Source organism: Caballeronia sp. INDeC2 (genome assembly GCF_023631325.1).
In the GTDB taxonomy this organism is placed as follows: Bacteria; Pseudomonadota; Gammaproteobacteria; order Burkholderiales; family Burkholderiaceae; genus Caballeronia.
Genome location: NZ_JALQDG010000029.1, coordinates 61,244 through 82,236, shown reverse-complemented (window position 1 = coordinate 82,236; position 20,993 = coordinate 61,244). Strand labels below are relative to the sequence as shown.

The following is a 20,993-nucleotide window of genomic DNA, read 5'->3' as shown; positions in this document are numbered from 1 at the left end:
GCGGTGGCCGGCGCGGACGGCGGCGCTTTGGGCGCTGGCGCGGCGGGCGTCGCTGTCGCTGCGGGTGGCGCCGCCGGCGACGATGCCGCTGGTTTGGCGGCATTGCCCGCCGCGCGCAGACGCTCGATACGCGCCTTGGCGAGCGTGGCGAAACGGCCGTTCGGATACGCCTTCAGATACGCCTCGTAATCGCCCGGATACGTGCTGTCCTTGATCGATTCCCAGAACGTCAGTTCGTACTGCTCGTTGCTGTCCTTTGGAAGGATGCCGCGCGTGCGCATGGCGTTGGCGGAATCGTCCGGAAAGGTGGCGTTCGCGTCCGCGATACGCACCGCTTTCGCCGATGCATCGGCGATCGCAAAGCGCGCATCGAGCGTGGACGCGATCCACGGCCGCTGCGCGCCGCGCGACGTGTGCGCGACATCCGATGCCGCCGCCGCGAATGTCGACGACGTCACCGGTGAATGCGCGCCCAACGCGCGCAGCAGCGCCGCGGTATAGCGTCCGTTGCGCTCGCTTTCGACAGCGTCATCGCCGGGTGCTGTGGCATAAGCGACGAGCGTGCGCGGCGGCAGCGTCCACGCTCGTACGTTCGTTTTCTGGAAGGGATCGGTGAGGCACATGTCGAGCACGACGATGTTCGGCGCGTCCGGCCGCGCGCGCGTCATGCGCTCGACGATATCCTTCGCGGAAAGCGTGCCGCGCACGAGCGTCGCGGGTCGGCGCTCACGTGCGTCGAGCGGCACGAGCAACGCATCGCCGCCCGCCTGAAGACCGTGGCCCGCGAAATAGACGAGCGCCGTATCGTTCGGGCCGAGGCGCGCGGCGAATGCATCGAGTGCGTGGCGCATCGCGGCTTCATCGAGATTCGTGCGGCGCGTGACGTCAAAGCCGAGTGTGTTGAGCGCGGCGCTCATGTCATCGGCATCGCGCGATGCGCTTATGAGCGGATGATCGACATAGTCTGCATTGCCGATCACGAGCGCGAGATGCCTGGGCGCATGCGCTGCCGTCGCGATGGAAAGAGAGGACTGCGCTGCAACAGACGCCGCGCTCGCCGGTGCGCAAGCCACGCCCATCGACAGCAACACACCCGTGATAAGAAGAGTTCGCCACATATTCACACCCTGTCCGTCCGGCTTTGAGTGGAGGGCATCGTGTTGCATTCGCGCTCGATGCCGAGGCGCTGCGCCCAGCACCAACAACGATAGCACGCACTCACGCGCGGCTTAATCCCCTGAAGGGAGGGTTCCGTCATGAGGGCCGAGGCGCACCGCTCCGTACGTATCTTTTTCAAACGTTACGTCCTAATCTAAAAGCCAACGACGGTGCATCACGCCACCTGCATCACGCTCCGAGCACGAGCGTTCGCGCGTGCAACGAACGTTTCCCTGGCCCATCCGCGAGGCCTTTCAACGAGAGAGGCGTGCATAACATGCTGAGAAGAACCGTGCTTGGCGCGCTGGCTTCCCTGGCCGCACTGGCCGCCGATTCGTCGTTTTCCGCCGCCGCGCGTGCCCGCACGCCCGCTCCGCCGAACGCCGAGGCGTACATCATCTGGCCGCCCGACGGCGCCGTGATTTCGGGCGGCAAGCTTTGGGTGCGCATGGGCTTGCGCAACATGGGCATCTGTCCGAAGGGCGTCGATCTGCCGAACGTGGGGCATCACCATCTGATCGTCGATGCGGATCTGCCGCCGCTCGATCAGGAGATACCGTCCGATCGCAATCATCTGCATTACGGCGCGGGCGAAACCGATGCGCGCCTCGAACTCCCGCCGGGCAAACACACCTTGCAGTTGCTGATGGGCGACTACAACCACGTGCCGCACGATCCGCCGGTGTATTCGAAGAAGATCACGATCACCGTGAAATGAGCGGTGTATTGAGCGGTGTAATGAGCCGTGCACTTGCCGAGGGCACATGACATGAAGAAACGATCCGCCGACGCGCTCGCGCTCTCGCGTTCGCTCCTCGTTGCCGCCGCGCTGGCGACGGCGTTCGCCGCGCCTTGCGCTTTCGCCGGGCCGACGCCCGCGCCCGCCAATGCGTACGCGTACATCGGCTATCCGAACGATGGACAGACCTTGCCCGCGGGCAAACCCTTCAAGGTCTGGTTCGGGCTGCGCTTCATGGGCGTCGCGCCGCGCGGCGTGAAGTTTCCGAACACGGGGCATCATCATTTGCTGATCGATGTCGACTTGCCGCCGATGGATCAGGAGATTCCATCGGACCGCAATCACTTGCACTATGGGGCCGGCGAAACCGAAACGATGCTCGAGCTTCCGCCGGGCAAGCACACGATTCAGCTTTTGATGGGCGATGACAAGCACATACCGCATAACCCGCCCGTTTATTCCAAGAAGATCACGATCTACGTCAAATGAGTTCGGGCGCCGCGTGACGCACTAAGCGGCGCCTTTCCCGATTGCTTTTATCGACTTCGATTCCGCGCGCGTATCGCGGAGGAAAACGCTCGCGCGTGCCGTCGATGCGGTGTCGTTCCCGAACCGACAGTGCGTTAGCGAAGTGTTGGACGGACAGCATCAGGAAGGCCGAGATGAAAAGGCAGCGTGAATCGAGTAAAGCCTTGCATGGCAACGCATGCAGAGAAAAGCAGCCGATGCGCGCATTGATTGGCACACCCTATGCATTGAATGGTCACGAGCAGACAAGTTGCTCGAAGCCACCAACGAATGCGCGACGCGCACCCAAGGAGCGGAAATGAAGACGCTGATCATCAAGGACCTTCCCGTCACCGAAGAACTCGACAGCCGCGCGATGTCCGCGGTGCACGGCGGCTACGCGACCTTGTTCCCGGGCTTTATCTCGATGAACGGCGCGACGCTCTCGATGCCCTTCAACCCGCAGCAGATCATCAACCAGACGCAGACGACGTTCAACCAGAACGGCAGCAACATCGCGTTCGCCGAGGCGCTCAAGTCGCAATCGACCGTTTCGCCGACGCAGAACGCGAAGAACATCGCCAACGTCAACTTCGGCGTGGCGGGCAATCTCGCGTGACGTGGATGTCGCGAGGAATGAATCGAATGGCGATGCAGTAAGCATTCAAGCAGTCAGCAGTAAAAGCGGGGCACGGGGAGCTCTGCTGTAACACCGCCCGCGGCATCGGGCGTTGCGGTTCGGCCGGGGTCGCATCCTGCCGCCGGACCGCGTCACGGAATGCGCGACGTGCCATAGAGCACGCGCGCGCCACGTGACTTAACCCGTATGGAGTCGCGGCGCGCCGTGTGATTTACTTGAAGGACCGAACGGCCGGCGCCGCGCTTCTCACCCATCAAACCGACCGTCGGTGCGCGTTCACCGGGAGCGAGATCGTGCGAGCCTTGTTGCCATCGTTGCGCGTGACCATCAGGCGCGAGTGGGCCGTGTTGCCAGGGCTGATTGCCGCTGCGTTGCTATCCGGCTGCATCGACGTGAAGGTGCCGACCTATCAGCGCCCCGACACGCCCGAGAAAACCGCCTTCACGAAGATCGACGCTGCGAAGGTCGCCGCATCCGACACGATTCAGCCCGACTGGTGGAAGCAGTTTCACGATCCGACGCTGGACGCGCTGGTCGAGAAAGCCATCAACGGCAACTTCGATATCAAGGTGCTCGCCGCGCGCATACAAGTGGCGGGCGCGCAGATCGGCGAGGCGCGCGCGGGCGCGTTACCGTCGATGGACTTGGGCGCGGGCGCGAGCTTCGAGAAGACGACCGGCCAGCAGTTCTCCAAACAGTACAACCTGGCGACGCAGGTGAGCTGGGACATCGACATCTGGGGCTCGGTCGAGAAAGGCGTGCAGGCGCAGAAGGCCGAATTCCGCGCGACCGAAGCGGACTGGCGCGCGGGCTATCTCGAACTCGTCGCGCTCGTTTCGACGACCTACTTCCAGATTCTCCAGTTCGACGATCAGATCGCGCAGCAGCAACAGACCATCGCGACGAATCAGCAGATCCTGACGATCTTCGACGGCATGCAAAAGAACGGTCTCGTGCCGAAGACGCAAGTGCTCACGCAGCGCGCGGAACTCAATCGTCTGACGCGCGAGTTGCTGGAGCTACGCCGTTCGCGCGATCTCGCGAACAATGCGCTCTCGACGCTGATCGGCGTGCCCGCGGGCGAGTTCAGAATGCCCGACGGCAAGCTGCAAAAACGCGTGCAGATTCCGCCGGTGCCGGGCGGATTGCCGTCGCAATTGCTCGCGCGTCGTCCCGATCTGATCGCGGCCGAGTATCGCGTGCTCGAAGCGTACGACCTCGTCGGGCAGGCGAAGCTCGCGCAACTGCCGACCATCAACCTGACCGGGCGCGGCGGCACGGCGAGCTTTCAGTTGACCGATCTGCTCAAGATATTCACGCTGAGCTTCGTGCCGAGCATCAATATCCCGATTCTCGATCCGTCCGTGCGCGCACATGTGAAGACGACCGAAGCGCAGACGACGGTCGCGGAACAGCAATATCGCAGCACGGTGATGAATGCGTTCGAGGAAGTGGAGAACGCGCTCGTCAATCTCGATTCGCACACGAAGCAGCGCGTCGAGTTGCAGCAGGAAGTCGATCAGTTGACGGTGGTCGCCGCGCAGATCGACGCGCAACTGAAAGAAGGCGTGATCTCGCAACTCGAAGTGTTCGAGACGGAGCGCACACTGCTCGCCGCGCAACTCGCGCTGCTCGCGAACCATCAGCAGATTCTTTCCGACACCGTAACGCTTTACAAGGCGCTAGGCGGCGGCTGGCCGATGATCGACGTGCAAAGCGCAAGCAAGGACACGACGAAGTAAAGCGTTCCATTAATAATCGATTGCTAATGATATGAATAACTAACGATCGTTCGCGACCGCAATGAACCGCTGCCGCACGATTGACTACGACGATGCGTGACTTAAACTCTCAACAGCCGCCGGTCACGAAGGACTTCTATGACGGCGCGGACCAACCTGTCCATGCGTTCGACGATGCCGGGCATTCCTCTGGCGCATCGGCGGCAGCGGCTGGACGTACCTCGTGACATGGACATGGCTCAAGGGTTTTCCGTGGCGGTTCAAGAGCCGGGCGTGAGCGAGGCGTTCGACGTCATCCTGAAGCCTGAGCTTGCCGGCGAGACGGCCGAGCGGCTGACGGAAATCCGCATCGACGAAAATCTCTTTGCGATCGGCCGCGCCGAAGCGCCGTTCGATACGAGCCCGCCCGAAGTCGTCGCGCAGCTTTCGCGCCGTCATGCGCGCATCTTCATCGAGCACGGTCTTGTCTATATCGCCGATCTCGCGAGCAAGAACGGCACCGCGGTGAACGGCACGCCCGTGCGCGATACGCCCGCGCGCGTGCGAAGCGGCGACATCATTTCGTTCGGCAGCCGGCTGTCGTATCGCGTGCAGTTCGCGCCGCGCGCGCGGCGTGTGAACGCGCCGAAGCCGGTCGGCATCACGCTCACGCCGCAGCGCGACGATCTCGGGCTTCATCCCGTCGAGCTAGCGCAGTTTCCGTTTCTCGTCAGCAAGACCGACGAGACCTTCGCGCGCTATCGCGAGCAGTATCCGCATCAGGTCAACTACGTGTCGCGGCGGCACGCGCATGTGTTCATCAAGGGCGGCGCGCCGTTCGTCGAAGATCTCGGCAGCACCAACGGCACCTTCGTGAATGGCGAGCGGCTCGGCGCGTCGGCGGTCGAACTGAAGAATGGCGATACGGTCGCGTTCGGCGGTACGCACTTCGCGTACACGGTGCATCTGCATGGCGAAGAGGGTGAGTCGACGCTCACCGAAATGGTCGAGCAAGTCCAAGCGCAGGCCCACGACGACGAACTGGATAGCGACAAGACGACCTTCGTCGGCTCGGCGCATTCGTTTCTGGATATCTTTTGCGTCGATCAGGCCGCTGCGCGCGAGGACGAAGTCAACGAGGAAGCGCAGCCCAAACCCGCCATCGAAGGCCGTCATGACGCGCGCATTGCGAAGAGGCGCAGCAAGTTCGCACTCTTCGTGGGCGAATTGCATCGCGCGCTCGCAAGCGACGACCAACGCGCCGCGCGCCGCACGCGCATCGTCGTCGTGTGCGTGCTGGCCTTGCTCGTCGCGGGCGGCGCGGCGCTCTTCTACAGCGGCTCGCCCGAACGTCACGCGAAATCGCTGATGGCGCATGGCGAGTTCGGCGAAGCAGCGAGCGTCACGAACGACTATCTGAAGACGCATCCGCAAGACGCGCAGTTCACGTCGATGAACACTGAAGCCGTGCTCAAGTCGAACGTGCCGCGCTGGCTCGCCGCGTTGAAGAAGGGCGATTTCGCGAGCGCGGACGCGATCATCGCGCAGATGCGAACGCTCGCCGAGCACAATGCCGATGTGCATTCGCTCGTCGACGAACTCGAGTGGATCGGCAAGCTGGAGAGCTTCGTGATGGGCCGCGGCGGCGCCGACGCGCCGATCCGCATGTACGGCGACGAGCCGCGCATCGGCGCGATCCTGAAGCACTGGGAAGCGGACGCGGCGGGCCATCAGCGCGATCTCGATCGCATCGCGGGTTACGTGCCCGAGTTTCGTGATCCGTATGCGCTCGCGCTGAGTCATCTGCGCAAGCTGCAAAGCGACGACTCCGTGTATCTCGCGGCCATCGACAGGCTCGATGCGAGCATCGTCAAGGGCCTCGGCCAGGACGACCCCGATGCGATCGGCGCGTCGTTGAAGGAGTACGCGGAGAAGTATCCGCGTCTCGCGGGCCTCGATCGCGTGCGCGCCGATCTCGATGCCTATACCGGCTTGCGGCGCAGTCTCAGCGCCCCGAGCCTCGCGCCGCTCGCGGTATCGGTGAGCAAGGCGAATTTCGCGACGCCGCCGTTCAAGGAGAAGTTCAGGCAGATGGGCGCGAGCCAGTTGCCGCCGCCCGACGTGCTCGCGCAATACACGAGCGTCGCCGATGCATGGAAGCGCGGCCAGAGCGCGCAGGCAATGGATAGCCTGCAAAAGCTGCCGCAAGGTTCGTGGTCGCCGACGGTGCAGAAGGAACTCGCGCACAAGAAGGCCGTGGCCGCGCAGTTCGCGGACCTGCAGAAGGCGCGCGGCACGAAAGGCTATGAAGACGCGTTGCTGTCGTTCTATGAAACGCTGGATCTCGATGCCGACACGTTCTATGCGAAGGCGGTCGCGCCCGATGTCGCTTCGCTGAAAGACAAGGCGACGGCGCGTGCGCAGACCTTGATGACGCAGGCGCAGACGCTCTGGCAGCAGTATCGGACGAATGGCGGCATCGGCGGATCGCAGCGGCTCGAATCGGGCGTGTCGGATGCGTTCAGGACGCAGGCGCGGCTTTTGTCGGACGCGCAGGATGCGGCCACGCGCGGCATGCGCATCTTCAGGCAAGTGAAGGCTGACAGCGCAACGGCGAAGTGGACCGCGCTCGCCAACGAGATCGACACCGAAGCGGATTTGCAGCGGCGCTCGCTGCAGGATCTGCGCATGGTGCTCGAACCGGGACTTCTCAATACCAAGCTGAGTCTGATCGGCGGAGGTACGCGCAGTGAAGAGAGACACACACCTTAAGCCGCTGTCGGAAGCGCTCGGGGAGCACGGCGCCGAAGGCATCGCGATTCTCACGGCCGAGCCGCTCGGCCTCACGCAAGGGCTCGTCTTCGCGATGGTGGCGCTCGTCGCTTCGGCGCTCGTGTGGTCGTTCGTCGGCCATGCGGACGTGATGGTCAGCGCCCAGGGCACGCTCGCGCCGGAATCGGAAGTGCGGCGCTTCTATGCGCCGATCGATGGCGAGCTGGCCGATCTCTATATCGCCGAAGGGCAGCCCGTGCGCAAGGACGATGTCGTCGCGCGCTTGAACGCGCGTGGCGCGATCGAAGCGGCGAGCAATGCGCTCGAAGCGCAACTGAAGCTCGACGACGCCGAGCGCGAATGGAAGCAGTTTCCCGAGAAAAAGCTGCTGATGGAGCGCAAGATCGCCGCGCTCAGGGATCAGATGGATGTGGAGGAGCATCAGCATCAACAGCGTGTGGCCGAAGGCACGAGCAAGCTCGCGGAAGGCCAGAAGGCGCAGTTGCAGGAAGCGCGCAGCACGCTTGAAAACGCACGCCGGGCGCGCGATGCGGCGAAGGTGGAGCTCGACCGCTTTCAGCGTCTGCTCGCGCTGCCGGGGGGCGGCGGCGTGGCGGAGGCGCAGGTCGACGCGAAACGCAATGCGTATCTGGAAGCGGACGGCGCTTATCGCGTGGAGCAATCGCGGCTCGCGGAACTCGATTTTCGTCTGAGCCACGATTTCACGCAGGCGAAGCGTCAACTGGAAACGAGCGGTCAGGAAGCGACGAGTCTACGGCTGCAATACGAAGCCGCGATGCGCGAAGTCGCGAGCACCGAAGACAAGTTGCGCTTGCAGCTACAGACGGCGCGGCTCGTCGCGGATGCGGCCGCGCGCATCAAGTTCGAGAACATCGACAAGGATAATTTTCTGCTGATCCTCGCACCGGTGTCGGGCGTGGTCACCGACGTGACATCGACGCAACCCGGCGACAAGATTCAGGCGAATACGCCGCTCGGCGGCATCGCGCCGGCGAATGCGAAGCCGGTGCTGAAGATCGAGATCGCCGAGCACGACCGCGCGTTTCTGCGCGAAGGGCAGCGCGTGAAGCTCAAGTTCAACGCGTTTCCTTATCAGCGCTATGGGGTAATCGACGGCACGCTCGCGTTCATTTCGCCCGCGACCAAGCCGAGCCCGTCGACGAAGCAGCCCGTTTATGAAGGACGCGTGACGCTCGATCGCGATTTCTATCAGGTCTCGGACACGAAGTATCCGCTGCGCTACGGCATGACGGCGACCGCTGAAATCGTGGTGCGAGAGCGGCGCCTGATCGATCTCGGCCTCGATCCATTCCGCAATGTGGCGGGATAGGAATGGAGGGTTACACGCGCGCCGTAACGCGGACATGATGCGCAATTCAACATAGAACCGAATGGAGAACGACATGACGGCGATTGTGCGTATCGACGACGAAGTGGTCGACGTCGGCGAATTCATCAGGTTATTGAAGCTGAACGGCCAGTTCGAAGGGCTCATCGAGCAACTCGTGCGCGACAAGCTGACCGTGCGCGCGGCGAAGAAATCGGGCGTTGCCGTGAGCGACGATGAAATACAGAATCGCGCCGATCAGTTTCGCCGCATTCGCGGGCTGCATCGCGCGGCGGACATGAACAATTATCTCGATGCGCTGCACGTGAGCCTCGACGAGTTCGAGGTCTATATCACTGACACGCTGTATCAGGAAAAGATGCTCGACAAGGTCGGCACCGAACGCGAGATCGAAGAGTACTTTCAGCTCAACTCGCCGAAGTTCGACAGCATCGAAGTCAGTCACATCCTGCTCGATACCGAGGGCAGCGCGAAAGAGATGATCTCCTATCTCAACGACGATCCCGAGAGCTTCGCGGAGATGGCGCGCGAGCATTCGCTTGCCGACACGCGCGACGCAGGCGGCGTAATCGGCCGGGTGATGCGCGGGCAGATGAAGCCGGACGTCGAGGCGAAAGTGTTCAACGCTGAAGTCGGCGATCTGCTCGGACCGTTCATTTCCGCGGATGGCGCGTCGTATGAAATATTCGCGGTGACGGCGAAGTATCCCGCGAAGCTCGACGAAGACGTGTCCGCGCAAATCCGCCGCCTGCTGCGCGAAGACTGGATGATGGCGCGCGCGCAGGAGCATGTCATCGAAGCACGCTGACTGACGGGGAACGCGATAGAACATGGACGCGCCATCGAGCCTTGATTCGCCCGCCGAGTTTCTTTCGTCGGTCGAGATTCTTTCGCCATTCACGCGCGAGGAGATCGAGCATCTCGCGGCGAATGCCGAGTCGCGCCGCTTCGGCTTCGGCGAGACCGTGTGCAATGCGGGCGATGCGGCCGACGGGCTCTATATCGTGAAAGCGGGCTCCGTGCGCATCTTCACCGAAGAGCACGGCAAGGAAATCAGCATGGGGGTCAAGAAGGAGCGCGAGACCTTCGCCGACATCGCGATGCTGCGCGACTATCGGCATGAGTCGTCGGTGCGCTCCTCCGGCAAGACCGAGCTGCTTCATATTCCGCGCGTCGCGATCGATCCGGTAATCGCGAAAAATCCCGCCGCGCTCGCGTTCGTGACGAGCTATGTCGCGATCAATTCGGCGGGCGGCTTCGTCGCGAAGCTCTTCGATCTGCGCGGCAAGCTCAACAAAGCCGAACTCGAGGAATGCGTGCGCAGCGTCGGCGTGAAGCGCGTCGGCGAGGGCAAGGAGATTCTCAAGCAGGAATCGCGCGACGACCGGCGTCTTTATGTCGTGCGCCAGGGCGAAGTGCGCATCGTGCGCGAAGAAGGCGGCGCAAAGCATGTGCTCGCAACGCTCGGGCCGGGCGAGATCTTCGGCGAGAAGGCCTGCGTGATGCGTCAGGAGCAGATGGCCTCGGCGATCGCAAGCGCCGATACGCGCCTGCTCGTGATCCCTGAGAAGACGGTGCATTTCATCATCGAGCGCAACGTGAAGCTGCGCGAAGTGCTCGAAGAGCGCATCCGTTTCACTGAGCGCGAATTGCAGCGCCAGAAGAAGCTCGCCGAGCGCCGCAAGCTGCCCGCGATGCTCGATCTGCACACGAAGCCCGAGTTGGGCGAGCGCGTGATCAAGCGCTTCGCGTGGGTCGAGCAGGCCGAGGAAATGGATTGCGGCGCGGCCTGCCTCGCGATGATCTGCCGTCACTACGGCATCAACATGACGCTCGGCAAACTGCGCGAGCTCGCCAACGTGACGACATCGGGCGCCACGCTCGATTCGCTCGCGCGCGCGGGCGAATCGCTCGGCTTCACGACGCGCGGCGTGCAGTGCACGTTCGAATCGCTGCGCGGCTTCGAGATGCCGTTCATCGCGCATTGGGAGGGATACCACTACATCATCGTCTATGGCGTATCGAGCGAGAACGTGTGGGTTGCGGACCCGGCGATCGGCTTCAGAAAGATGACGGTCGGCGAGTTCGAGCGCGGCTGGAGCGGCACGTGCTTGTTGTTCACGCCGGGGCAGGATCTCACGCAGAAGGCCGTGTCACGCTCGCCGTGGCTGCGTTTCGTCGGCTATCTGAAGCCGTACAAGAAAATCCTGCTGCATCTCTTTCTCGCGACGTTCGTGATTCAGGTGCTGGGCGTGATTCCGCCGCTCATCATCCAGAACATTCTCGACGGCGTGATCGTGCATCAGAACGTGAACCTGCTGCACGTGCTGATCGGCGGGCTCGTCATCGCGAGTCTGTTCACGCAACTCATGACGACGATACGCGCCTATCTCGCGAATTTCATGGTCCGCAACATGGACTTCGCGATGATGTCGCAGTTCTTCAGGCACACGTTCTCGCTGCCCTTCGGCTTCTTCGCGAAGCGCAAGACCGGCGACGTGTTCGCGCGCTTTCAGGAGAATCACACGATTCGCGCGTTCCTCACGGAATCGACGGTATCGACCGTGCTGAACCTGCTGATGATCTTCATCTACTTCACGATCATGTTCCTCTACAACGTGAAGCTCACGTTGCTGCTCATAGCATTCGTGATTCCGATGATGGTGCTCACGATCGTCGCGACGCCGCGCATCAAGCAGAACGCGCGCGAGACGTTTTCCGCGGGCACGGACGCGCGTTCGTATCTGATGGAAGCGCTCGGCGGCGTGGAGACGGTGAAGGGCATGGGCATCGAGCGCCCGGTGCGCCTGAAGTGGGAGAAGAAATACGCGAAGTCGCTGGAAGTGCAGTACAAGTCGCAGCGCTTCAATATTGCCGTGGGCTTGTGCAGCCAGTTGCTGAATGCGGCGACGACCATCGGCGTGCTGTGGGTCGGCGCGAATCTCGTGCTCGCGCGCGAACTGACCATCGGACAACTGATCGCGTTCAACGCCTACATGGGCAGCGTGCTCGCGCCGCTGATGGGTCTCATCAACTTGTGGAGTCTCTTGAACGACGCGGGCGTCGCAATGGAGCGCCTGGGCGACGTGCTCGACATCGAGCCCGAACAAAAGCCTGAAGACATGCAGCAGCGCGTGATGCTGCCGGACTTGCAGGGCGATATCAGCTTCAACGGCGTGTACTTCCGTTATGGCGAAGGCGACGCGCCCTACGTGCTGGAGAACATCAGCTTCGATATCAAGCCGGGCGAGCTGATCGCGATCGTCGGGCGCAGCGGCTCGGGCAAAACGACGCTCGCGAAACTGCTCGTCGGTTTCTATGCGCCGAGCGAGGGCAAGATGACTGTGGATGGCTACGATATCAACGTCGTCGACAAAGGTTTTTTCCGCGCGCAGATAGGTTATGTGATGCAGAGCAATCTGCTGTTCTCGGGGACGATCGCCGAGAACATCGCGAGCGGCGACGAGGCGCCCGACCGGCGGCGCATCGAGGAAGTCGCGAAGATGGCCGACGCGCATGCGTTCATCGTGAAGATGCCGCTCGGTTATGAGCAGGTGGTCGGCGAGCGCGGCGTGGGGCTTTCGGGCGGACAGATTCAGCGGCTATGCATTGCGCGCGCGCTGTATCACGACCCGCGCCTGCTCGTGTTCGACGAAGCCACCTCCGCCCTCGACACGCAATCGGAAAGCAATATTCTCGGCAACATGCAGGAGATATTGAAGGGCCGCACGGCGGTGATCATCGCGCATCGGCTCTCGACCATCATGCGCGCCGACAAGATTCTCGTGCTGTACGAAGGCGGCATCGTCGAGCAGGGCAAGCACGACGAGCTCGTCGCGAGAAAGGGCATGTACTACCAACTCGTGCAAAAGCAACTGAGCGCAGCATGAAAATACTCGACCAACCTGAAAGCGACAGCAGCGCGCCCGCGACATCGGCGATTTCCTATGCGGGGCTCATCGAAAAGATCGAGATTCTGCGCTCGACGCTTCGATGGACCTCGCGTCTCGAACGGCCTGAAATCGAGAAGCTGCTGCGGCAGGCCAGCACCTTGCGCGACGAAGTCATGCAACTGTCGCACAAGGAGCGCTTCGTGCAGGCGGCCGCCGCGGAGCCGAAGCGCGACATGCCGGCGGGCGCGCGGCGTCAGGCGCTGATCGAACGCAGCTTCGTGTTCGAAGGCACGTTCGGCGATAACCCGAAGCTGCTCGAAGCGCTGGAAATAGCGGAAAAAGCGGCACCGACGGATTTGCCCGTGTTGATCGACGGCGAGAGCGGAACCGGCAAGGAATTGATGGCGAAGGTCATTCACGCGAACGGATCGCGCGCGGACAAGCCGTATATCTCGGTGAACTGCGGGGCGATTCCGGACAATCTGCTGGAGTCCGAACTATTTGGGCATCGCAAGGGCGCGTTCACGGGCGCGTCCAACGATCGCAAGGGCAAATTCGAAAGCGCGCATACGGGCACGATCTTTCTCGATGAAATCGGCGAGCTGCCTTTGTCGGGACAGGTGAAGCTGCTGCGTGTGCTAGAAGCGCACGAGATTCAGCGCGTGGGCTCGGACGAGCCGATCGCGGTCGATACGCGCATCGTCGCGGCGACGAATCGCAACCTGCGCAAGTTCTGCGACGAGGGGCGCTTTCGCGAGGACCTGTTCTATCGGCTGAGCGTGATTCATCTGACGCTGCCGGCGTTGCGCGAGCGGCGCGACGAGATTGCGCTACTGCTCGCGTATTTCGGCGATGAAGCCGCCGCGACGTTGAAGCGCAGGCCGGTGAAGCTGTCGCCGAGGCTGCGCGATTTTCTGCGCAACTACGACTACCCGGGCAACATCCGCGAGTTGAGGAACGTGGTGTACCGGATCGCGTGTCTCGCGGGCGATATGGCCGACATCGACCATCTGCCGGTCGATATCCGGCCGAAGTCATCGCTCTCGCTGGCGATGGGCGGACCGGCGGCGAGCGGCAACGGCATCGCGACGGCGAGTTCGCTCGCGGAAGCTAAGCGCGTCGCAAGCGACGAGGCGGAGCGCGCCTTTCTCGAGCGCGGCTTGCAGGAAACGGGCGGGACGGTCGCCGAGCTTGCCCGGCGGTATGAGATGAACCGGTCGCACCTGCAGATGCTTTTGAAGAAGCATGGGCTGCATTCGAAGGAGTTTCGCGCGGCGGCGCAAAAGAACAGGGAGGCGGGGGGATGACACGTCTCCAGCGCCCCTAGACCGACGGATTCACCTGCGTCTTGTCCGGCGCCATCAGATCCTCCGCATGCGCGACGACGACCGAAATATTGTCGCGCCCGCCGCGCGCCAGTGCGATCTCCAGCAGCCTTTGCGCCGCCATGTCGCAATTCCCCGGCGCGAGTTCGCTGATGATCTCCGCCTCGCTCACCTCGTTCGACAAGCCGTCGCTGCATAGCAGAAACGTGTCGCCATCGTTCAACGCGAGCGTGTTTTCATCGAGCTCGAGTACGTCGAGCGCGCCGACCGCACGCGTAATCAGATGCTGCGCCGGATGATGCAGCGCTTCCTCCGCCGTTAGCTGGCCGCGCGCCTTCAGTTCCTCGACGTGGCTGTGATCGCGCGTGAGCTGCACGAGGCGTCCCTGCCGATACAGATAGATGCGGCTGTCGCCGGCCCACATGTAGCCGCACGCGCCATCGCGGGCCGCAAGCAGCACCACCGTGCTGCCGATGCGCGATACCATGCGCCGCGCCGCTTCCGCGCGCAACTGGTCGTTCACGTCGAGAAGCCGCGTGCGCGCATCGGCGATGACGCCCGCAAGATCAGTTGCCATCGGCACTTTCGCCAGGCTCTCGATCACCATGCGGCTCGCCAGATCGCCGACCGCGTGTCCGCCCATGCCGTCCGCAACGGCCCACAAGCCGCGCTCGGGCGCATCGAGCAGCGCGTCTTCGTTGATCTGCCGCACGCAGCCGGTGTCGGTGCGGGCGGCGGAAGTCCATCGAAACTCGGTGTTGAAGGTCACGGCAACCTCCGGAATCGTGGGTGGCGCGGCGTCGAGCGCGCGTCGCGGACGGTCCTGCTCATTGTGAACCAACGCGCGCCCGAAGCGAATCTTGATATGCACCGTTCAACCCGCGCGATTCCCCGCGACCGAACTCGGATTGACAGTGAGCGTCGCGCCGTTGCCGGTGTTGCTGACCGCGACGTTCTGAAACTGATTGACCATCTGGCCGACCGTGATGTTGGTGATGTTGTTGGTGACTTCGTAGACGTTGTTGGTCACGTCGATGAGGTTCACCACGGCGCCGCCTGCCGCCGCGCCGCCCGACGGACGTTCCACGTAGGGCGTGATCCAGCCGTACACCCACGGCGCACCGCCTCCGCCGCTGACGGCCGACATCGCCGCATGATCCAGCTCGCGGTCGTATTGAAGATCGGTGACGGTGAGAGCGCACATGTCGTTTTCTCCGGGATGAGCCTGTGAGCAGGACGTACGGAGTCAATGCAAGGCTCATGCCGATGCGTGGGCGCTTCAGCGTTTTTCCGCGCGCGGCCGGCCGTGCGGCGTTCTCACGGTCTGAGCCGAATCGCGAAGGATGACATCCGTTGGTTCATCGCCAACAGGCGACGTTGGCGCAGCGCTGAACAACCAACACCCATGGCCAGCTTCTCCCAGCGCAGAATCTGGCGCACGCGACCCAACAAACACTTCTGAAAACTGTCGGTCGATCAAAAACACAACGCCCTCGAGAATCGCTCGCGAATCGTCCTTAATCCTGAAAATTCATATACTTGCGAGAACTGGCAAGGAAGATGCAAATGACATGGCAACCCGGCGCCGGACAAACACCTGGCGCCAAGCAAAGAAGAATCGGAGCCAGCCATGTCAACCAACCAACAATCCGGACTGATCGACCGGCAAGCCGCCGCGAACGGTCTCTCGCTCGACGACGAACCGGCGCTCGGCACCGAACTCGTCACGCGCCGCTCGGGCTACGAACACCACGGCATCTATGCGGGCAACGGCATGGTCATTCACTATGCGGGCTTCGCGAAGTCGCTGCATCGCGGTCCGGTCGAGGAAGTCCCTGTCGCGCAGTTCGCCGCCGGCCATGAAGTCACGATCCGTCAGAACCCGGCCGCGAAGTTCGTCGGCATGGAAGCGGTGCGCCGCGCGCGCAGCCGCCTCGGCGAAGACCGATACCACCTGCTGACCAACAACTGCGAGCACTTCGTCACGTGGTGCCTCGACGGCCGCGCCCGCAGCCGTCAGGTGCAAGCGTGCTTCGTGCATCCGCGCGCCGCGCTTCGCGCCGTGTCGGGACTGTTCCGCGCTTATGTCGCCGCCGAGCGCCGCCGCCGCATGAACGCGGCGCTCGCAGCCTGAACCGCACGTCTTGCCGATCGATTCCGAGGAGACCATCATGCAAACCACCGAAAACTCGCTGCATTGGGCCGTCGACAAATGGCTCGCCCCGACTCCCGCGCGTCCGGCACGCGTCGTGCGGTTGTGCCGCTCGCATGTCACCGGCGCGCGTTATGTTTGTATCGAGGCGCTGCATCCGGGCGGCCCGCTCGCGATCATCTTCTTTCGCCATGACGACGGCACCTGGAACGTGTTCCCGCCGCAGGCGAAGCGGCCGTCGATGAGCGCGCAGCGGCTCGCGGCCTGAAGCGCGTACTGAACGCGTACGCTGAGCCGGGGCGCGTCGGCTGCCCCGGCTTTGACACGGCAATCCCGCTGCCGCTACTCTAGGTGCACAACCGCGGCCATTCGATGAAGCCGCGGGTCGCACGGATGCGGCAGGTCGTGGTAGTTTTGCGTCCGTGAACCAGATCGTACATTTTCGAGGTATTGCCGATGACCCAGCCCGACTCCGCTTCCTCCGCCCGCGCGACGCCAGATTCGACCCTCGGCGACAATCCGCTTGGCATCGCGGGGCTGGAGTTCGTCGAGTTCTCCAGTCCCGATCCCGAGGGGCTCGCCAGGCTCTTCGAGACGCTCGGTTTCGTGCCCGTCGCGCGGCACGTGAGCAAGGCGGTCACGCTCTTTCGCCAGGGCAGCATGAATTTTCTGCTGAACGCGGAGCCGGATTCGTTCGCTACGCGCTTCGCGGAGTCGCATGGCGTGGGCATCGCCGCGATCGGCATTCGCGTGCTCGATGCGCAGGTCGCCCATGAGCGCGCGCTCGAATTCGGCGCGTGGGATTTCGAAGGCGAGAAAATCGGCCCGAACGAACTCGCAATTCCGGCGATTCAGGGCATCGGCGATTCGCATATTTATTTCGTCGATCACTGGCCGGGCAAGAACAGCGGCGAGGCGTCGATCTACGACATCGACTTTCGGCCGATCGCCGGCGCCCGCGCGAACGCAAAAAGCACCGGTCTGCTCGAAGTTGATCATTTCACGCAGACCGTCGGCGCGGGCCGCATCCAGGAATGGCTCGATTTTTATCGCGAAGTGCTGCACTTCTCCGAGATTCATCAGGTGCACCCGGACTGGCACGTGTCGCAGGATTCCGCGGTCACGCTGTCGCCGTGCGGCTCGATCCGCATTCCGGTTTATGAGGAAGGCGCGTATCGCACGGACCTGATGCAACAGTATCTGCCCGATCACGAAGGCGAGGGCGTGCAGCATATCGCGTTGGCGTCGGCCGATATCTTCGCCTCCGTCGATGCGTTGCTGGCGCGTGGCGTGCGCTTCCTGCAACCGCCGCCGCGCTATTACGACGAAATCGGCGAGCGGCTTCCCGGCCACGGCCTCGACATCGACAAGCTGCGCACGCGCGGCATCCTCGTCGACGGCGAGATTCTCCCCGACGGCACGCCGCAGCTTTTCCTGCAAACGTTCGTCGAGCGCAAGCCCGGCGACATGTTCTTCGAGATCGTCGAGCGGCGCGGTCATCACGGATTCGGCGAAGGCAACCTCGCCGCGATCGCGAAGGCGCGCGGCTGACGTCACAAGCACGCGCACCGCGCCGGATCGCGCTCATTGCACGACGATCGTCCCCGTCATGTGCGGATGCAGCGAGCAGAAATACTTGTACGTGCCGGGCTTGTCGAACACATGCGAGAAGCTCTCGCCGCTGTCGAGCGGTTCGGACTTGAAGCTCTTTGCTTCATCGGCGACGGTGTGCAGCATGTCGTCGTGATTTACCCACGTCACCTTCGTGCCGACCGGAACGGTGAGCGCCGGCTGGCTGAACGCGAAGTTGTCGATGGAGATGGTCGGCGCGTTGGCCGCGGCGACCTGTTGCTCGGGCTCCTGCGCGCAGGCGGCCGGAATCGCCGCGCTGATGACGCCCTTCACGACGAGCGCGAACGCGGCCTTGCGCAGGAACTTGCCGATGAATGGGCGGAGGTTGGCGGGCGAGACGTAGCTCGCGATCATGGCTGCGTTCATGATTGCGCGGCGGCGAGCGCCGTATCGGTGATGGCCAGTTGCCCGCGTCCCGCGACATGCGTCACTTCCCGCAAGCCGAGCATCGTGCGCAATTGCTCCGATGGCACCTTCATCGGTCCGGGACCGGACGGCGCGCCGGGCGCGGGTTGCGGAAACGCTGTCGACATCGCCGAATAGAAACGCATCTCTCCCTCCACTTTTTGCGCCACCTGATGAACGTGGCCATTCAATACCGTCACCGAACCGAAGCGCTTCAGAAGCGCGAGCGCCTGCGCGCTGTCGTCGGTGCCCCAGCCCCATTGCGGATACAGCGCCCACAGCGGGATATGGGCGAACACGACGATCGGCGTGCTGCTCGATTTGCCCTGCAGATCGGCCTTGAGCCACGCGAGCTGCGCATCGCCGAGAAAGCCGAGGCCGCCGCCCTTCAGGTCGATCACGTTGGTGAGGCCGATGAAATGCACGCCGCCCTGGTCGAAGCTGTACCAGTGGCGCGTGCTGTCCTTGCCGTATTGCCCGGAAAAGCGCTCGAAGAACGGATTGCCGTCCTCGACCAGCACGTCGTGCTCGCCCGGTACGTAATGCACGTCCATGCCCGCCTTGCCGATGATCTGCGTCGCCGTGTCGAACTGGCCGGGCTTCGACATATGCGTGATGTCGCCCGTGTGGATCATGAAGGCGGGGCGCGCGCTCATCGCGCTCACGCGGTTGACGGCTTCTTCGAGCGTGCTCGTCGGCTCGGTGTTCGGATCCTTGTTGAAGCCGATATGACTGTCGCTGATCTGCACGAAGCTGAACGAGCTCGTCTTCTCGGCGGCGTCCGCCGACGAAATCAGGCGCGACACGGGCACGCCGCCGCTCAGGGTCCAGATCACGCCCGCGCCCGCCCAGGCCATGCAGGAAAGAGCGGTGCGGCGGCGCTTGCCGCGCTCGTCGAGTTCGTCGTCGCGTTCGTGCGCGTTCGGGTCGGGTTTCATGATGGTTCCTCCAACGATGGCGGCCGCGTTCTCGTCGTTCGAATCGGCAGAATCGCGCCCACGGCGGCTCGATGCATGGGCGCGAGGCCGGCGACGTCCGCTCGGTCGAGCGAGGCCGCTTGGGCATCCGTCCATCGAACCGGAGAAGGCGGCGGGATATTCCCGCTATATTTTTTCGAGTCGCGGCGGCAAACGGGAATAAAGGGCCCGCGCAGCGAGTAACGGAAGGGACGGCGCGAAAAAGCGCGCCCGAAAGATGTTTTCCGAACGTGGTCGTGCAAAGGAGACCCGCGCGATGTGGCCAAGCCGGTCGAAAGAAGACAAGTCCGGGCGCCCCGGCCAGGCGGGCGCGCAGGCGCTGCACGCGCGCTTCGAGGCGACGGTGATGCCGCACCTGGACGCCGCGTACAACCTCGCGCGCTGGCTGTCGGGCAGTGCGAGCGACGCCGACGATGTCGTGCAGGAAGCTTATCTGCGCGCGTTCCGTTTTTTCGGCGGATTCGAGGGCGGCGAGGAAGCGAACGCGCGGGCATGGCTGCTCGCGATCGTGCGCAATACGTGGTTCACGGAATGGCGGCGGCGCGTGCAACTCGCGGACGCGACGCCCTACGACGAGGAACTGGGCGGCGACGAAGCGTTGCCGGGCTGGTCGGAGGAAGGCGCGGCCGACCCGGAGACGCTCGCCGTGCGCCGCGACGAAGTGCATCTGGTGCATCGCGCGCTGGAGGCGCTGCCGATCGCGTTTCGCGAGGTGCTGGTGTTACGTGAGCTGGAAGACATGAGCTACAAGGAAGTCGCATCCGTGACAGGCGTGCCGATCGGCACGGTGATGTCCCGGCTCGCGCGCGGCCGCAAGATGCTGGCGGGGGCGGTGCGCGCGGCGCAGGGCGGGCAGGACAAGCCGAGCGTGCGCCTCGTGCGCCGTGCGGGACCGGGACATGCAGAGGAGTCGGGAAATGGAAAATAACGACACCGCCTCGCTCGATACGAGGCTCACCGATGGTTCGCTCTATCAGCGCGCACCCGTGCATTTGCGGGCGCAAGTGCTCGCGCGCGTGCGGGAGGAAGCCGAACGCGACGCCCGCATGCGCGCGCCGGCGCGCCCCGCGAAACGCGGTTGGAGCAACCCGTTCGCCGCGCTGTGGCCGTTCTTCGGCGGCGCGTTCGCGGGCGCGACGCTTTCCGCGCTCGTGCTCGGCACGATGCTGTGGTTCCAGGCAGTGCCGCTGATGACCGGCGTGACGGGCACGTCGCCCATCGCGCAGGAGATCGTGTCGAGCCATGTGCGCGCGTTGATGTCGGACCGTCCGATCGACGTGCTTTCCAGCGACAAGCACACGGTGAAGCCCTGGTTCAACGGCCGCATCGACTATGCGCCGCCGGTAATCGATCCGGCGGGACCGGGCTTCGCGCTCGTCGGCGGGCGGCTGGATTACATCGATCATCGGCCGGTGGCGGTCGTCGTGTATCGCTACCTGAAGCATCCGATCGACGTGTACGTGTTTCCCCAGCGCAAGGGCGACGTGAAGGGCGATATGAAGAGCGATGCCAACGACAAGGAGTTCTCGCCGGTCGTCACGCAGTCCGACGATGGCTACGCACTCGCGCGCTGGAACCACGACGGCATGACGTTCTGGGCCGTCACCGATGCATCGGGCGCGGTGCTGCGTCAGTTCGCTCACGCGATCGAAACCGGCGCGCCGCGCTAAAGAGGTGCACGGAGAAATTTGCTGAAAGAACCT

At 63.5% G+C, this 20,993-nt stretch carries 19 protein-coding genes; 14 read left to right on the top strand and 5 right to left on the bottom strand.

What is annotated here, in order from left to right; translation table 11 throughout:
- Positions 1-1,118: caspase family protein (locus tag NCS28_RS18415; protein ID WP_250515194.1), on the bottom strand; the 1,118-nt coding region annotated here is incomplete at its 3' end.
- Positions 1,119-1,435: 317 nt separating this feature from the next.
- Between NCS28_RS18415 and NCS28_RS18410 the strand changes: the two genes are divergently transcribed.
- From NCS28_RS18410 to NCS28_RS18370, 9 genes are all read left to right on the top strand, one after another.
- Positions 1,436-1,876: a DUF4399 domain-containing protein gene (locus NCS28_RS18410; protein WP_250515193.1), complete on the top strand. Its 441-nt coding sequence runs from the start codon at positions 1,436-1,438 to the stop codon at positions 1,874-1,876.
- Positions 1,877-1,927: 51 nt separating this feature from the next.
- Positions 1,928-2,386 (top strand): DUF4399 domain-containing protein, encoded by a 459-nt coding sequence (locus NCS28_RS18405; RefSeq protein ID WP_250515192.1) that lies wholly within the window; start codon positions 1,928-1,930, stop codon positions 2,384-2,386.
- A gap of 337 nt (positions 2,387-2,723) precedes the next feature.
- Complete coding sequence (locus tag NCS28_RS18400; protein ID WP_250515191.1) at positions 2,724-3,023, top strand: hypothetical protein; 300 nt, start codon at positions 2,724-2,726, stop codon at positions 3,021-3,023.
- 341 nt (positions 3,024-3,364) lie between these two features.
- Positions 3,365-4,786 (top strand): efflux transporter outer membrane subunit, encoded by a 1,422-nt coding sequence (locus NCS28_RS18395; protein WP_502801208.1) that lies wholly within the window; start codon positions 3,365-3,367, stop codon positions 4,784-4,786.
- Positions 4,787-5,020: 234 nt separating this feature from the next.
- The gene (locus tag NCS28_RS18390) at positions 5,021-7,537 is read left to right on the top strand and encodes an FHA domain-containing protein (protein ID WP_250515200.1); all 2,517 of its coding nucleotides are present in this window, start codon (positions 5,021-5,023) and stop codon (positions 7,535-7,537) included.
- Positions 7,515-8,888, top strand: coding sequence for a beta-barrel domain-containing protein (locus NCS28_RS18385; protein ID WP_250515189.1), 1,374 nt, complete (start codon positions 7,515-7,517; stop codon positions 8,886-8,888). Before NCS28_RS18390 ends, NCS28_RS18385 begins: the two co-directional genes overlap by 23 nt.
- Positions 8,889-8,961: 73 nt before the next feature.
- Entirely contained in the window at positions 8,962-9,714 is a 753-nt protein-coding gene (locus NCS28_RS18380; protein ID WP_250515188.1) for a peptidylprolyl isomerase, read from the top strand.
- A 22-nt stretch (positions 9,715-9,736) separates the two neighbouring features.
- Positions 9,737-12,796: a peptidase domain-containing ABC transporter gene (locus tag NCS28_RS18375; protein ID WP_250515187.1), complete on the top strand. Its 3,060-nt coding sequence runs from the start codon at positions 9,737-9,739 to the stop codon at positions 12,794-12,796.
- Positions 12,793-14,106, top strand: coding sequence for a sigma-54 interaction domain-containing protein (locus NCS28_RS18370; protein WP_250515186.1), 1,314 nt, complete (start codon positions 12,793-12,795; stop codon positions 14,104-14,106). The genes NCS28_RS18375 and NCS28_RS18370 overlap by 4 nt, the downstream gene beginning before the upstream one ends.
- Before the next feature lie 16 nt (positions 14,107-14,122).
- Here NCS28_RS18370 and NCS28_RS18365 read toward each other — a convergent pair whose 3' ends face one another.
- The gene (locus tag NCS28_RS18365; protein ID WP_250515185.1) at positions 14,123-14,893 is read right to left on the bottom strand and encodes a PP2C family protein-serine/threonine phosphatase; all 771 of its coding nucleotides are present in this window, start codon (positions 14,891-14,893) and stop codon (positions 14,123-14,125) included.
- 105 nt (positions 14,894-14,998) lie between these two features.
- Entirely contained in the window at positions 14,999-15,328 is a 330-nt protein-coding gene (locus NCS28_RS18360; protein WP_250515184.1) for a hypothetical protein, read from the bottom strand.
- A 426-nt stretch (positions 15,329-15,754) separates the two neighbouring features.
- On the opposite strand from NCS28_RS18360, the gene NCS28_RS18355 reads away from it, so the two are divergent.
- From NCS28_RS18355 to NCS28_RS18345, 3 genes are all read left to right on the top strand, one after another.
- Positions 15,755-16,258 carry a lecithin retinol acyltransferase family protein gene (locus NCS28_RS18355; RefSeq protein ID WP_250515183.1) on the top strand — a complete coding sequence of 168 codons (504 nt, stop codon included), beginning with the start codon at positions 15,755-15,757 and terminating at the stop codon, positions 16,256-16,258.
- Positions 16,259-16,295: 37 nt separating this feature from the next.
- On the top strand, positions 16,296-16,544 hold the full coding sequence (locus tag NCS28_RS18350) for a hypothetical protein (RefSeq protein ID WP_250515182.1): 249 nt from the start codon (positions 16,296-16,298) through the stop codon (positions 16,542-16,544).
- A 188-nt stretch (positions 16,545-16,732) separates the two neighbouring features.
- On the top strand, positions 16,733-17,827 hold the full coding sequence (locus tag NCS28_RS18345) for a 4-hydroxyphenylpyruvate dioxygenase family protein (protein WP_250515181.1): 1,095 nt from the start codon (positions 16,733-16,735) through the stop codon (positions 17,825-17,827).
- A 33-nt stretch (positions 17,828-17,860) separates the two neighbouring features.
- Here NCS28_RS18345 and NCS28_RS18340 read toward each other — a convergent pair whose 3' ends face one another.
- Complete coding sequence (locus NCS28_RS18340; protein WP_250515180.1) at positions 17,861-18,274, bottom strand: cupredoxin domain-containing protein; 414 nt, start codon at positions 18,272-18,274, stop codon at positions 17,861-17,863.
- On the bottom strand, positions 18,271-19,251 hold the full coding sequence (locus NCS28_RS18335) for a metallophosphoesterase family protein (protein WP_250515179.1): 981 nt from the start codon (positions 19,249-19,251) through the stop codon (positions 18,271-18,273). Before NCS28_RS18335 ends, NCS28_RS18340 begins: the two co-directional genes overlap by 4 nt.
- Positions 19,252-19,546: 295 nt before the next feature.
- Between NCS28_RS18335 and NCS28_RS18330 the strand changes: the two genes are divergently transcribed.
- Together NCS28_RS18330 and NCS28_RS18325 are read left to right on the top strand one after the other, a co-directional pair.
- Entirely contained in the window at positions 19,547-20,218 is a 672-nt protein-coding gene (locus tag NCS28_RS18330; protein WP_250515178.1) for an RNA polymerase sigma factor, read from the top strand.
- The gene (locus NCS28_RS18325; protein ID WP_250515177.1) at positions 20,208-20,960 is read left to right on the top strand and encodes an anti-sigma factor family protein; all 753 of its coding nucleotides are present in this window, start codon (positions 20,208-20,210) and stop codon (positions 20,958-20,960) included. Before NCS28_RS18330 ends, NCS28_RS18325 begins: the two co-directional genes overlap by 11 nt.
- The last annotated feature ends 33 nt before the right edge of the window (positions 20,961-20,993 follow it).